At 72.5% G+C, this 12,573-nt stretch carries 13 protein-coding genes; 4 read left to right on the plus strand and 9 right to left on the minus strand.

The features are described from left to right. Positions 1-7: 7 nt before the first annotated feature. From mshC to ACLZN2_RS38200, 4 genes are all read right to left on the minus strand, one after another. Complete coding sequence (mshC, locus tag ACLZN2_RS38185; protein ID WP_416984186.1) at positions 8-1,237, minus strand: cysteine--1-D-myo-inosityl 2-amino-2-deoxy-alpha-D-glucopyranoside ligase; 1,230 nt, start codon at positions 1,235-1,237, stop codon at positions 8-10. A gap of 114 nt (positions 1,238-1,351) precedes the next feature. Beyond that, complete coding sequence (locus ACLZN2_RS38190; protein WP_416984187.1) at positions 1,352-2,185, minus strand: SCO1664 family protein; 834 nt, start codon at positions 2,183-2,185, stop codon at positions 1,352-1,354. Next, the gene (locus tag ACLZN2_RS38195) at positions 2,149-2,739 is read right to left on the minus strand and encodes a DUF3090 domain-containing protein (protein ID WP_416984188.1); all 591 of its coding nucleotides are present in this window, start codon (positions 2,737-2,739) and stop codon (positions 2,149-2,151) included. Before ACLZN2_RS38195 ends, ACLZN2_RS38190 begins: the two co-directional genes overlap by 37 nt. Before the next feature lie 88 nt (positions 2,740-2,827). After that, a complete protein-coding gene (locus ACLZN2_RS38200) occupies positions 2,828-3,514 on the minus strand; it encodes a histidine phosphatase family protein (RefSeq protein WP_416984189.1) in 687 nt (228 codons plus the stop codon). A gap of 62 nt (positions 3,515-3,576) precedes the next feature. Here ACLZN2_RS38200 and corA point away from each other — a divergent pair, with 62 nt between their 5' ends. Further along, complete coding sequence (gene corA, locus ACLZN2_RS38205; protein WP_416984190.1) at positions 3,577-4,572, plus strand: magnesium/cobalt transporter CorA; 996 nt, start codon at positions 3,577-3,579, stop codon at positions 4,570-4,572. 34 nt (positions 4,573-4,606) lie between these two features. Here the strand turns inward: corA and ACLZN2_RS38210 are convergent, their stop codons facing one another. Beyond that, entirely contained in the window at positions 4,607-5,395 is a 789-nt protein-coding gene (locus ACLZN2_RS38210; RefSeq protein ID WP_416984191.1) for a ferritin-like domain-containing protein, read from the minus strand. A 197-nt stretch (positions 5,396-5,592) separates the two neighbouring features. Next, complete coding sequence (locus tag ACLZN2_RS38215) at positions 5,593-6,648, minus strand: LLM class F420-dependent oxidoreductase (RefSeq protein ID WP_416984192.1); 1,056 nt, start codon at positions 6,646-6,648, stop codon at positions 5,593-5,595. A gap of 162 nt (positions 6,649-6,810) precedes the next feature. On the opposite strand from ACLZN2_RS38215, the gene ACLZN2_RS38220 reads away from it, so the two are divergent. Together ACLZN2_RS38220 and ACLZN2_RS38225 are read left to right on the plus strand one after the other, a co-directional pair. Then, positions 6,811-7,797: an aldo/keto reductase gene (locus ACLZN2_RS38220; protein WP_416984193.1), complete on the plus strand. Its 987-nt coding sequence runs from the start codon at positions 6,811-6,813 to the stop codon at positions 7,795-7,797. Continuing rightward, positions 7,794-10,025 carry a helix-hairpin-helix domain-containing protein gene (locus ACLZN2_RS38225; RefSeq protein ID WP_416984194.1) on the plus strand — a complete coding sequence of 744 codons (2,232 nt, stop codon included), beginning with the start codon at positions 7,794-7,796 and terminating at the stop codon, positions 10,023-10,025. Before ACLZN2_RS38220 ends, ACLZN2_RS38225 begins: the two co-directional genes overlap by 4 nt. Before the next feature lie 132 nt (positions 10,026-10,157). On the opposite strand, the gene ACLZN2_RS38230 is transcribed toward ACLZN2_RS38225, so the two are convergent. After that, entirely contained in the window at positions 10,158-10,865 is a 708-nt protein-coding gene (locus ACLZN2_RS38230; RefSeq protein WP_416984195.1) for a hypothetical protein, read from the minus strand. A 47-nt stretch (positions 10,866-10,912) separates the two neighbouring features. Between ACLZN2_RS38230 and ACLZN2_RS38235 the strand changes: the two genes are divergently transcribed. After that, positions 10,913-11,101, plus strand: a complete 189-nt coding sequence (locus tag ACLZN2_RS38235) for a DUF5703 family protein (RefSeq protein ID WP_416984196.1) — start codon at positions 10,913-10,915, stop codon at positions 11,099-11,101. 99 nt (positions 11,102-11,200) lie between these two features. On the opposite strand, the gene ACLZN2_RS38240 is transcribed toward ACLZN2_RS38235, so the two are convergent. Both ACLZN2_RS38240 and chpH read right to left on the minus strand, forming a co-directional pair. Then, on the minus strand, positions 11,201-12,133 hold the full coding sequence (locus ACLZN2_RS38240; protein WP_416984197.1) for a chaplin family protein: 933 nt from the start codon (positions 12,131-12,133) through the stop codon (positions 11,201-11,203). A 190-nt stretch (positions 12,134-12,323) separates the two neighbouring features. Further along, positions 12,324-12,557, minus strand: coding sequence for a chaplin ChpH (chpH, locus tag ACLZN2_RS38245; RefSeq protein ID WP_340381935.1), 234 nt, complete (start codon positions 12,555-12,557; stop codon positions 12,324-12,326). Between the last annotated feature and the right edge of the window lie 16 nt (positions 12,558-12,573).

Below are 12,573 nucleotides of genomic sequence, written 5' to 3' on the forward strand. Positions count from 1 at the left end.
ACGTGTTCTACAGCGCTACGCCGAGCAACGCGTCGACGGCTCGGGAGACCACGCCGGGCGCGCTGATGTCCGTGCCGCCCCGCTCCTCCTGGAGCGCGGCCCAGCGATCGACGGCGGCGAGCGCGGCCGGGGCGTCGAGGTCGTGGGAGAGGGCCTCGCGGATCTCCTCGACCAGGGCTTCGGCGGGCGGTCCGTCGGGGCGGGAGACGGCGGCGCGCCAGCGGCCGACGCGGGCGACGGCGTCCGCGAGGACCTGGTCGGTCCACTCCCAGTCGGCGCGGTAGTGGTGGGCGAGCAGGGAGAGGCGGATCGCGGCGGGGTCGACGTCGTCCCGGCGGAGCTGGGAGACGAAGACGAGGTTGCCCTTGGACTTGGACATCTTCTCGCCGTGCAGGGCGACCATGCCGGCGTGGACGTAGGCCTTGGCCATGGGGAACTCGCCGGTGAGCACCTGGGCGTGCGAGGCGCCCATCTCGTGGTGCGGGAAGGCGAGGTCGGAGCCGCCGCCCTGGATGTCGAAGGTCATGCCGAGGTGGTCCAGGGCGATGGCGACGCACTCGATGTGCCAGCCGGGGCGGCCCCGGCCGAGGGAGCCGCCGTCCCAGCTGGGCTCGCCCTCGCGGGCGGCCATCCACAGCATCGGGTCGAGGGGGTTCTTCTTGCCCGGGCGGTCCGGGTCGCCGCCGCGCTCGGCGGACAGCAGCCGCATGGCGGCGGCGTCGAGGTTCGAGACCTGGCCGAAGTTCGGGTCGGACTCGACGGAGAAGTAGATGTCGCCGTCCAGGTCGTAGGCGGCGCCCGCGTCCCGGAGCCGTTCGACGAGCGGGACGATGCCGGGTATCGCCTCGACGGCGCCTATGTAGTGATGCGGGGGGAGCATCCGCAGGGCGGTCATGTCCTCGCGGAAGAGGGCGGTCTCCTTCTCGGCGAGGGCGACCCAGTCGACGCCGTCGCGCTCGGCGCGCTCCAGGAGCGGGTCGTCGACGTCGGTGACGTTCTGGACGTACTGAACCTGCCGCTTGGTGTCGAGCCACACGCGCTGCACGAGGTCGAACGCGTTGTAGGTCGCCGCGTGTCCCATGTGGGTCGCGTCGTACGGCGTGATGCCGCAGACGTAGAGACGGGCGACGGGACCGGGGTCGAGGGTGACCAAGCCACCGGTCGCGGTGTCGTGGATCCTCAGGTCGCGGCCCTGACCAGGCAGGGCGGGGACCTCGGAAGCGGGCCAGGCATGCATGTCATGAGCGTAACCCGGACGGATGTTGTGTATACGAGCCGGAGCGGGCCGGATGACCGGGAAGGCGTTCTTGCGTGTTTCCGCCCCGTGTGCATCCCCCGTGCATACCGCCCGTTACACCGGTGGCCAGGGGATGGCGGGCCACTCTCCGCTGGGCTCGGGGTGTTTCCCGCTCTGAAGGAGCGCGTCGACACGCGTGCGCGTGGCGTCCAGTTCGGCAGGCGTGACCAGGGCGGCCAGGGTGCCGCTGAGCGTCCCGGAGGGCTCCAGCGCGCCCTTGAGGCCCTTGAGGACGTCGACGGCCTCTGCGGTCAGGGGCTCCCCGGCCCAGCCCCAAAGGAGGGTGCGCAGCTTGTTCTCGGTGTTGAACGTCACTCCGTGGTCGATGGCGTAGAGCCGGCCGTCGGCGGTGGGCAGGAGATGGCCGCCCTTGCGGTCGGCGTTGTTGATCACCGCGTCGAGGACGGCGAGCCGCCGCAGCCGCTCGTCGTCGGCGTGCACGAGGAGCGCGGTCCGGCCCTCGCCGACCTCGGCGAACCCGATGGCCTTCCAGCCGGGCTCCGGTTCCTCGCCGTCGACGAGGGCGAGCAGCTCGGCCTCGGGGGCCGTCTCGATCCACAGCTGGCACATGCCCTCGCCGTAGGGCCCGTCGCGCAGCACGGTGGGCGGTACGAGGCCCCAGCCGGTCGCCTCGGAGACCTCGTAGGCCGCGACCTCGCGCCGGGCGAGGTTGCCGTCGGGGAAGTCCCACAGGGGTCTCTCGCCGGCGACGGGCTTGTAGACGCAGGTCGCCTCACGCCCCTCATGGACGACGGTGCAGTACAGGGCCGCGTTGGAGGCGTCGCGGATACGGCCCCGTACGGTCAGCTCGCCCCGGGCGAGGAGGTCGGCAAAGGCCGCGTCGGTGGTCGTCACGCCCCGCGGCGGTATCCGTTCTGGCGCGGACATACGTGTCCTTCCGGGTCGAGCGGCAGGCTGCACAGCGGGCACGGCGGCCGGCCCGCGTTGACGACGTCGAGGGCGCGCTTGGCGAAGGCTCTCGCCTGGGCACCGGTGAGCCGGACCCGCAGCATCGGGGGCCCGTTCTCCTCGTCCTGGAGGAGCCGTTCCTCGGCCTCGGCGAGATCCTCCTCGGAGTCCGCCTCCAACTCCACGAGGGCCTGGGCCTCGACGATCATGCGCTGTTCCTCGCCGTCCCAGGCGAGGGCCATGGTGCCGACCCGGAACTCCTCCTCGACGGGTGCGTCGAGGGGGCCGGTGTCGGCGTTCTCGGCGGGCGCCACGGCGGGCACGGCCGCGCTGCCGCCGCTACGGCGCACGACCTCGTCCAGCAGTTCGTCCATGCGCTCGGCGAGCGCGGCGACCTGGGTCTTCTCCAGGGCCACACTGGTCACTCGGGAGCCGGCGGTGGCCTGGAGGAAGAAGGTACGGCGCCCGGGCAGTCCGACCGTACCGGCCACGAAGCGGTCCGGTGGGTCGTAGAGGAACACCTGACGGGACACGTCCTGTCTCCATGGGGAGTCGTGGGTTCGGGAACGTCCATGCGTGTACGCGAGTGTCTGGACCGCTTCACCCTACTGCGGCCGACGATCACGGTGCGCCCGCGCCGCCACCGACCGTCGCCTCACCGCTCGGGGGTTCCTCGCGCGGCGCCAGCGAGGCGAAGTCGCCGGTGTCGCCGAGGCGCACGAGAAAGGGCCGCAGGCGGGTGTAACGGATCGCGGTCACGGAACACGGTTCGACGGAGATCCGCTGGAACAGGTCGAGATGGAGTCCGAGGGCGTCCGCCACGAGCGACTTGATGATGTCGCCGTGCGAGCACATCAGATAGACGGCGTCGGGGCCGTGGTCGCGCTCCACGCGCGCGTTCCACTCGCGTACGGCCTCGGCGGCGCGGGTCTGCATGGCCCGCATGGACTCCCCGCCGGGGAAGGCGGCCGCCGACGGGTGTGCCTGGACGACCTCCATCAGGGGTTCGTCCTTCAGTTCGGCGAGTTTGCGGCCGGACCAGTCGCCGTAGTGGGCCTCCCCGATCCGCTCTTCGGTGTGGACGGGCAGGCCGGGGCGGGCGTCGAGGAGCGGCCGGATCGTCTCCTGGCAGCGCTGCAGGGGGCTCGCGACGACCTCGGCGATCGGCAGTCCCTCCAGCCTGCCGGGCAGGGCGGCGGCCTGCGCGAGGCCGCGCTCGTCGAGGGCGACGCCGGGCGTCCAGCCGGCGAGCACTCCGGAGGTGTTGGCGGTCGAACGTCCGTGCCGGACGAGGATCAGCGTGGGCATGCGGCCCAGCGTAGGCACACGCGCGCGTGCGCCGGGGGCACGGCGAGGGGAGAATACGCTCCGTGATCGTCGACTGCGGGATCTACCGCGACGGGCACCGCGCGGAGGGCCCGGAGGACCTCTCCGACGCCCTCGCCGAGGCGCGCGCGTCGGGCGGTTTCGTGTGGATCGGGCTGTACGAGCCCACCGAGCAGGAGTTCGACCACGTCACCGAGGAGTTCGGGCTGCATCCTCTCGCCGTGGAGGACGCCCTCAACGCCCATCAGCGGCCCAAGCTGGACGTCTACCACGACTCGCTGTTCGCGGTGTTCAAGCCGGTCGTCTACGAGACCGACAGCGACGCCGTCTCCTCCGGCGAGATCATGGTGTTCCTCGGCGACGCCTTCGTGGTCACCGTCCGCCATGGCGAGGGTTCCCCGCTGGGCGCCGTACGACGGCGGCTGGAGGACGAGCCGGAGATGCTCGCCAAGGGGCCCACGGCGGTGCTGTACGCGATCGCCGACGCGATCGTCGACCACTACCTGGAGGTGGTGACCGAGCTCGCGACCGATCTGGAGGAGCTGGAGGCGGAGGTGTTCTCCCCGACGGGCGGCGGCTCGCGCAACACCGCGTCGCGGATCTACGGCTTCAAGCGGCAGCTGCTGGAGTTCCGCCGCGCCTGCGTCCCCCTGGTGCCGCCGATGACGCGGCTGGCGGACGTCGGCGGGCTCGGTTCGGAGCTGCCCTTCGTGAGCGACAAGGCGCGGCCGTTCTTCCGGGACGTCAGCGACCATCTCACGCGCGTGAACGAGTCCGTGGAGGGCCTGGACCGGCTGGTCTCCGACATCCTCAGCGCGCATCTGGCGCAGATGAGCGTCCGGCAGAACGACGACGTGCGGAAGATCTCCGCGTGGGCGGCGATGGCGGCCGTACCCACGATGATCGCCGGGATCTACGGCATGAACTTCGACCACATGCCGGAACTGCACTGGCTGTGGTCGTACCCGGCGGTGATCGCGCTGCTGGCCGCCCTGGAGGTGCTGCTGTACCGGCTGTTCAAGCGGCGGGGCTGGTTGTAGGGCGGCCCGGGGCGAGCTGTCGTACGGGGGCCGCTCAGGCGTACTCCGGGGCGGGGGTCGCGGGGCCGCCGAGGGCGTCGCGGCGCTCGGGCATCTCCAGGGACACCATCCGGCGCCAGCCCGCGAACCGCTCCCAGGCGTACACGGCGTGGATGCCGGCCGCGAGGACCGCGGACTTGGCCTTCGGCCAGCCGAGGATGCCGCCCATGTGGGCCATGACGGCGAGGCTGACGTCGCGGTAGATCCGGATCTCGGCGAGCGCGCACGCGCGCAGGGTGTGCTGGATGGCGCGGCCGTGCCCGGCGTACGCGAAGCGCAGCAGTTCCTCGTGGCAGTAGGCGAGGTGGTTGTCCTCGTCGTCGGAGATCATCCTCACCGCGCGGCCGATGTCGGGGTGGTCGGCGAAGTGCCGGCGCAGCAGGTCCATCTGCTCGGAGGCGCGCTGCTCGGTGACCCGGCTGTGGGCGAGGTAGGTGACGATGTCCTGGACGGTCAGCGGCCGGTCGGCCCGGAGCCTGTCGTGGGCGAGGCCGATGCCGCCCCGCTCCAGCAACATCGTGTAGTCCGTCTCCGGCGGCACCGGGACGGGCTGGACGCCGCGCTTCTTCATCAGGGCGTTGAAGATGCGGCCGTGCTTGTCCTCGTCTGCTCCGTGCCGGGTGATCTTGGGGGCGAGGTCGCGCTGGTCCGGGGGGACGAGCGCGGCGATACGGGCGTTCTCCCAGCCGCCCTGCGACTCCCCGCCGGCGGCGATGGAGCAGAACAGCGCGAACGACTCGTCGTTGTCGAGGATCTCCTGGAACAAACTCTTGGCCGAAAGCATGCAAATCAGTCAAATGCGGGGTGGTGATTGGCGCAACAGGTGTGTCCGGGGACTCGGCCGAAAGGATGAGGGCGGCGGTGCCGGCATGGGGCGTAACCGGGCCCGCTCCGGCGCGTTGTTCTCCGTGACGGCCGTGGCGGGGAAGACCCCCGAGCCCCCACCACGGCCGCTGAAAATCTCCTGCTGCTGAACTGTTCTTACGCGAGGCCGGCGAGCTCCAGGGCCTGTGAGCCCGCGCGGAGCGAGGCGAGGCGCTCGTCCAGGGTGAAGCCCGCGGGGGCGAGGGTGAGGGTGGTGACGCCGGCGGCCGCGTAGGCCTTCATCCGGTCGGCGATCCGCTCCACCGAGCCCAGCAGCGTGGTGCTGTCGATGAGGTCGTGCGGGACCGCGGCGGCGGCGCCCTGCTTGTCGCCGGCCAGGTACTTGTCCTGGACCTCGGCGGCGGCCTCCTCGTAGCCCATGCGCCGGGCGAGCTGGTTGTAGAAGTTCTGCTTGCGGCTGCCCATGCCGCCGACGTACAGCGCGGTGTACGGGCGGAAGGTGTCGGCGAGCTTCTCGACGTCCTTGTCGTCGCCGACGGCGAGCGGCACCGTCGGGCAGACGTCGAAGCCCTCCAGCGTCTTCCCGGCCTTCTCCCGGCCGGCCCGCAGGTGCTTGATCGCGGTGTCCTCGAGGTGGTCGGCGGAGGGGAAGATCAGCAGTGCGCCGTCGGCGATCTCACCGGTCTGTTCGAGGTTCTTCGGGCCGATGGCGGCGATGTACAGGGGGATGTGCTCGCGCTCGGGGTGCACGGTCAGCTTGATCGGCTTGCCGGGGCCGCCGGGCAGGGGCAGCGTCCAGTGCTCGCCCTCGTACGACAGCCGCTCGCGCGTCATCGCCCTGCGTACGATCTCGACGTACTCGCGGGTTCGGGACAGCGGCTTGTCGAACTTGACGCCGTACCAGCCCTCGGAGACCTGCGGTCCGGAGACGCCGAGGCCGAGGCGGAAACGGCCGCCGGAGAGGGAGTCGAGGGTGGCGGCGGTCATCGCGGTCATCGCGGGCTGACGCGCCGGGATCTGGAAGATGGCCGAGCCGACGTCGATCCGCTCGGTCTTGGCGGCGACCCAGCTGAGCACGGTGGCGGCGTCCGAGCCGTAGGCCTCGGCGGCCCAGCAGACGGCGTATCCCAGGCGGTCGGCCTCCTGGGCGACGGCCAGGTTGTCCCCGTCCATTCCGGCACCCCAGTAGCCGAGGTTGATCCCGAGCTGCATGGCCGATTCCCCTTACTGATCAGTAACGACGCTGTTGCCCCGACCTTAGCGCGCGGGGGGACGAGAGCGGGGAGGTCGGTGTGGCGGGCGTTGGTGACGCGCGGAGATTCCGTTGTCCACAGGCAACCCACTGCCCAGTTCTGGCCAGTAATCTCGGCGTTCATGGAGCAGAGGCATCTCGGCCGCACCGGCCTGCGCGTGTCCCGCATCGGGCTCGGCACCCTGACCTGGGGGCGTGACACCGACGAGCACGACGCCGCGGACCTCTTGAAGACGTTCTGGGAGGCGGGCGGCACCCTCGTCGACACGGCGGACGTGTACGGCGACGGGGAGGCCGAGTACCTGCTGGGACGGCTCATGGACGGGCTGGTCCCGCGCCGGGACCTCATCATCTCCACCAAGGCCGGCAGCGTCCCCGATCCCGACCGCCGCTTCGACGGCTCCCGGGGGCATCTGCTGGCCGCCCTCGACGCCTCCCTCGCCCGGCTCGGCACCGACCACGTCGACGTGTGGCACGTGCACGCGTTCGACCCGGACACCCCGTTGGAAGAAACACTCCAGGCCCTCGACATCGCTGTCGCGAGCGGCCGCGCCCGCTACGCCGGCGTCTCCAACTTCTGCGGCTGGCAGCTCGCCAAGGCCGCCACCTGGCAGCTCGCCGCGCCGGGCACGCGCACCCGGCTGGCCAGTACGCAGATGGAGTACTCGCTGCTGCAGCGGGGCGTGGAGCGCGAGGTGCTGCCGGCCGCCCTGGACCTGGGCATCGGCCTGCTGCCGTCCTCTCCGCTCGGCCGGGGTGTCCTCACCGGCAAGTACCGGGGCGACGCCCTGCCGCCCGACTCACGCGGCGCCTCCGACCACTTCGCGCCGTTCGTCGAGCCGTACCTCGACGACACCGCGAGCCGCATCGTCGACGCCGTGACGACCGCGGCGGACGGACTCGCGGTGACGCCGCTCCAGGTCGCCCTCGCCTGGGTCCGCGACCGGCCCGGCGTGGCCGCCCCGGTGGTCGGCGCGCGCACCGCGCAGCAGCTCACGGCGGCGTTGTCAGTGGAGGCCCTTACTCTTCCTGACGAGATCTGCCGGGCTCTCGACGACGTGTCGGCGCCCGTGCACCGCTATCCCGATCACGACTGGAGCACGCTGTGAGCACGGAACCGGATTCCTCGGACGCGACCGAGAACACCGGGCCGGGGACACCGGACGGTGACGACAGCGCCCCGGACACGGTCGGGGGCGAAACCGAGGAGACCCCGTCGGCACCGGCCGGGGGCGAGAGCGCCGGGGGCGAGGCCGCCGCTCAGGTCTCCGAGGCCCAGGCCGAGCTCGCCGCGCAGAAGGTGGAGCGGGAGCGGATCGAGCGGCGCAAGGCCGAGAGAGCGGCGCCCATCGACAGCGGGGCCAAGCTGAGCGGCAAGGCCGCCGACCTGCTCGCGGCGGTCCGGGCCGTGGAGGGCGGGGCCAAGCCCGCGGCCACCGTCTTCAGCGAACCGGAACCCCCGCGCCGCCCGGCCGCCCCGGAACCCGTACGACGCCCGCAGTCGGCGGACGCCGAGACCGTGACCGCTCCCGCGGCGCCCGCCCAGGAGACCGTGGCGGCCGTACGGCGCGTGCTGGCCGACGGCGGTGCCCCCGAGGCGCTCGCCCCGCAGGCCGCCGGGGCCCTCGGCGAGGGGGCCGAGGACCTGCTGCGCGAGGACCCCTGGCAGCTGCTGCGCGTCGGCGGCGTACGGCCCGAGCAGGCCGACGGCTTCGCGCGGGCGCTGCTCGGACCGGAGTGCGCCCCCGACGACGAACGCCGGGGCCGCGCCCTGACGGTCTGGCTCCTGGAACAGGCGGCCCTGGCCGGTCACACCGCCCTGGAGCTGCCGACGCTCACCGCGGCCCTCACCCAGCGGTCCGTGCCGGACGCCGACGGCGCCGTGCAGAGCGCGCTGGCCGAGGGCGAGGCGCTTGCCTTCCAGGACGCTCTGGAGGAGCCCGGAGCACCGGCCCGCGCGTCGGCCCCCCAAGCCGCCCAAGCCCCCGAAGACTTCGAAGCCTTCGAGGGCTCCGAAGGCTCGGAGAGCTCCGAAGAGGCGGCGGACGAGCGTCCGGTCCGTGTCCTGGTCGGTCTGGAGCGGTACGCGCTCGCGGAGGAGAGCCTCGCCGACGGCCTGGCCCGGATCGTGAACTCCCTGTCCAAGGAGGCCGCCTCGGAGCCGGGGTGGGAGTCGGCCGCCGCCTCGGCGTCCGGCAGCGCGGCCGAGCTGATCCGGGCCGCCGCCGGACACGGCCTGGTGCTGCACACCGGCGGCGAGGCGGCCCGCGCCGAACCGGCCGCGCTGCTCACCGCCGCCCGCTCCCTGGGCCTGCGCGCGGTCGCGGCCTGCCACACCCCGGACGGCCGGCACCGCCTCGCGGCACTGGCGGGCGAGGACGACGCCGCCGTCACCGTCCACGGGCTGCTCGCGGGCACCGAGGGCCCCGGCCGGGAAGCCGACGGGGCGCTCGCCCTGGACCTGCTGATCGTGCTCGACGCGCCGCGACTCGACGTGGAGAGCGCCGCGATGCTGGTGGAGTCGCTGCCGGACGGCGCCCGGCTGGTGCTGAGCGGTGACCCGGCCCAGCTGTGGTCGGCCGGGCCCGGCCGGGTCTTCGCCGATCTGCTCGGGGCCCGGGTGTGCCCGCAGATCGCCTCGCGCACGCCCGACCCCGGCCCGCTCGGCGAGTTGCTCTCCGGGATCGGCATCGGCGAGCTCAACCAGGTCGAGGCGCCCGGCAAGGAGCTGGTGATCGTGCCGGTGCGGGACGCGGCCGAGGCCGTGCACCGGACCCTGCAGCTCGTTCTGGACTCGGTGCCGCGGGCCTTCGGCGTCGAGCCCGGCCGGACGGTGGTGATCACCCCGGGCCACGGCGGCGCGGCCGGCACCCGCGCGCTCAACGCCGCGCTGAAGGAGCGCCTCAATCCCGGGCCCGGCCGCTTCGGCGGCTTCGACCCCGGTGATCTGGTCGCCCACTCCCCCGCGCCGGGACGGACCCAGCTGGGCCGGGTGGAGAAGGCCGACGCGGACGGACTGCACCTGTCCTGCTCGGGCGCCTCCGTCGTCGTACCGAAGGAGCGGGTGGAGCAGTCCGTGCGGCACGGCTGGGCGCTGACCGCGCACCAGGCGGTGGGGTTCCGGTGGCCCGCGGCGGTCGTGGTGCTTCCCGGCGACGCCGCGCAGGCCCTGTCCCGGCCGTGGGTGTACACGGCGTTCGGGCGGGCGGAGCGGCATCTGTCCGTGGTGCACGGTGTGGAGCAGGCGCTGGCGAGAGCCGTCGCCGAGGTCCCGCCGAAGCCGCGCACGACCCGCCTGCCGGCCCTGCTGCGCACGCAGGTCCCGCAGGCCGGCTGAACCGCCGCACGACGAGAACACGAACGGTGGCGGTCGCGCCGGCGGTTCGGCAGCGCCCCAAAGGGGCGCGGGGAACTGCGCGACCAGCCACAACGGACCCGCAGGCGACGAACTGGACTTCCAGCGGAGCGCTCAGCGCCGATCGACGTCCAGCGGCTCCAGGTCCCCGTCCAGGTCGTCCTCGAGGTCGTCGAGCTCGTCCAGGTCGGTCGCGAGAACCTCGTCGCCGTCGTCCTCGTCGTCGAGCTCGTCGAACACCGCGCTCACGTCGAACCGGCAGACCACCCGCTGCGGATCGGCCTGGTCGAACGGCGCCTCCAGCCACTCGCCCGGTTCGGCCGGTTCGTCGGCCGCCAGCACCCACAGCGTGGAGTCGGCCTCCTCCAGGCCGAACTCCTTGTGCCGGGAGGCGATCTCGTCCGGTTCGAACTCGCCGAACAGGATGCCCAGGGCCCCGTGCACGGTGCCCGCGCCGTCCGTGCCCTCGTCGTCCGCCGCCTCGATCCGCTGGGCCTGGGCGAGCAGTCGCTGCGGCTCCGCGACGGCGTAGTCCCGGCGGATCAGCACGCTCACCGCGTTCGGCTCCTCGGGGCCCGTGTACGGCGGCAGGGAGTCGTCCGCGCCGGGGATCTCGAAGGGCGTGACCTCGTCGTAGCGGTCGTAGAGCAGTTCGTCGTACGCCTCGGCGGCCGCGGCCAGCTCGTTGAACGCCTCGTAGACGGCCGGGTCGTCCTCCCCCGTCCTGCGTTCGACCGCGGCCAGATGGCGGTCGAGCGCGGTCTTGACCGCCTCGGCGGCGGCGCGTACCTCGGCAGCGGTGGGCTGCGCAGCATCAGACATAGTGCAGACGCTATCCGTACGAGGCCCCAGCCCGCACAATAGATGCGATGCCGGAATACGAATTTGTCGACGTGTACGTACCGCGCGGGGTCTCCCGCAAGGACGCGACGCGTCTGCTGACCGACCATGCCGAGTACGGACACTGGGAGTTGCACCGCCTCAGCCTGATGCGTGACGGCAGCCGCAGGGTGCGGTTGCGCCGGCGGATCATCCGCCAGGTGCGTGCCACGTGGTGAAGTGAGCGACACAGACGGAACCGACAGAGACGGAACCGACACAGACGGAGCGGGCCCCGCCGAGGCGGGGCCCGCTCCGTTCTCCGGCCTCCCGGGGCGTCACATGGAGGCGCGTGCCTTGCGGTAGATCAGCGCGCCGGCGAGCAGCGCGCCCGCGCCGGCCGGCAGGGCGAGGCCGAGCGGGAGCTCGCTTCCGGTCTCGGCGAGCTGGGCGCCGCTGGCGACCGTACCGGTGCTGCCGGTGGGCTGGTGGGCGGTCACGGAGTGGGCCGGGGTCCCGCGGCCCGGGGTGGACGGAACGGCCTCGGGTCCGGAAGGGGTGGACCCGTGGCCGACCGGCTTGCCGGGGTTCTGGTGGCCCGGCCTGCCCGGCGTCTCGTGGCCCCGGGTCGGCGGCGTGACGTGGTCGTACCCGCCGCCGTTGGCGCAGTCGTTGCCGTAGGACGGGTTGAGGATCCCGACGGCGTCGAGGCTGTTGCCGCACACGTTCACCGGCACGTCGATCGGGGCCTGGACGTGGTTGCCGGAACCGATGCCGGGCGAACCGCCGGTGTGTCCGCCCGCCTGCGCGCCCCCGTAGCCCGGGTAGGCACCGGAGTCGCCGTCGTCGCCGTGGCCTCCCCAGTGACCGCCGCCCTGGTTGCCGCTGTGACCACCCTGGTGGCCTCCGCCGCCGCTGCTGTCGCCCCGGTGACCGCCGCTCTGGCCTCCTCCGTGCTTACCGCCGCCGGACGCGCGGTCGCCGTAGCCGTGGTCGCCGTAGCCGTTGCCGCCGGAGCCGTTGCCGCCGCCCGTGTTGGCACAGGAGTTGCCGAACGCCGGGTTGAGGATCCCGACGATGTCGATGGTGTTGCCGCACACGTTGACCGGGACGTGCACCGGCGCCTGCACCGTGTTGCCGGACGCGATGCCGGGCGAGTCGGTGGCGAAGCCGTTGGCGCCCGAGTCGGCGTGTGCGTAGCCGCCGGCGGCGGCGATCACCCCCGTGGCCGCCGCCACAGTCATGAGGCTTTTACGGGTGACCTGTCGCATTGCTGTTTCCTGCTTTCGATCTCGTCCTCGACCAGAATTCCCGCATCATTCCAGTTCCTGGGAAGTTCTCGGGGGAGATTCGGGCCGTTCGAATTCTTCGGCCATTCCTTCGGAAAAGACCGGTCGGCCCCGGAGCGCATGGCGCGCGCTCCGGGGCCGATGGCGTGGACGACCCCTCAGCGGGTCGACGTCACTTGTTGATGCAGACGTTGCCGAAGGCGGGGTTGAGCAGCCCGATCGCCGAGATCGTGTTGCCGCAGACGTTCACCGGGACGTGCACCGGAACCTGGATCACGTTGCCGGACGCGACACCCGGGGAGTGCACCGCGGCACCCTGGGCACCGGCGTCGGCGACGGCCAGGCCCGCGCCCGCGAGAACCAGCCCACCAGTGGCAGCCGCAGCAGCGACGACCTTCTTGATCATTATTCCTCCTTGTTGG

Origin of the sequence: Streptomyces sp. T028, assembly GCF_048159505.1 — a bacterium.
GTDB lineage: Bacteria > Actinomycetota > Actinomycetes > Streptomycetales > Streptomycetaceae > Streptomyces.

What these genes read in the sequence shown, in the direction of transcription:
- mshC (WP_416984186.1), bottom strand. Translation starts at nt 1,237, where the DNA reads ATGCATGCCTGGCCCGCTTCCGAGGTCCCCGCCCTGCCTGGTCAGGGC.
- ACLZN2_RS38190 (WP_416984187.1), bottom strand. Translation starts at nt 2,185, where the DNA reads ATGTCCGCGCCAGAACGGATACCGCCGCGGGGCGTGACGACCACCGAC.
- ACLZN2_RS38200 (WP_416984189.1), bottom strand. Translation starts at nt 3,514, where the DNA reads ATGCCCACGCTGATCCTCGTCCGGCACGGACGTTCGACCGCCAACACC.
- ACLZN2_RS38210 (WP_416984191.1), bottom strand. Translation starts at nt 5,395, where the DNA reads ATGCTTTCGGCCAAGAGTTTGTTCCAGGAGATCCTCGACAACGACGAG.
- ACLZN2_RS38215 (WP_416984192.1), bottom strand. Translation starts at nt 6,648, where the DNA reads ATGCAGCTCGGGATCAACCTCGGCTACTGGGGTGCCGGAATGGACGGG.
- ACLZN2_RS38220 (WP_416984193.1), top strand. Translation starts at nt 6,811, where the DNA reads ATGGAGCAGAGGCATCTCGGCCGCACCGGCCTGCGCGTGTCCCGCATC.
- ACLZN2_RS38230 (WP_416984195.1), bottom strand. Translation starts at nt 10,865, where the DNA reads ATGTCTGATGCTGCGCAGCCCACCGCTGCCGAGGTACGCGCCGCCGCC.
- ACLZN2_RS38235 (WP_416984196.1), top strand. Translation starts at nt 10,913, where the DNA reads ATGCCGGAATACGAATTTGTCGACGTGTACGTACCGCGCGGGGTCTCC.
- ACLZN2_RS38240 (WP_416984197.1), bottom strand. Translation starts at nt 12,133, where the DNA reads ATGCGACAGGTCACCCGTAAAAGCCTCATGACTGTGGCGGCGGCCACG.
- chpH (WP_340381935.1), bottom strand. Translation starts at nt 12,557, where the DNA reads ATGATCAAGAAGGTCGTCGCTGCTGCGGCTGCCACTGGTGGGCTGGTT.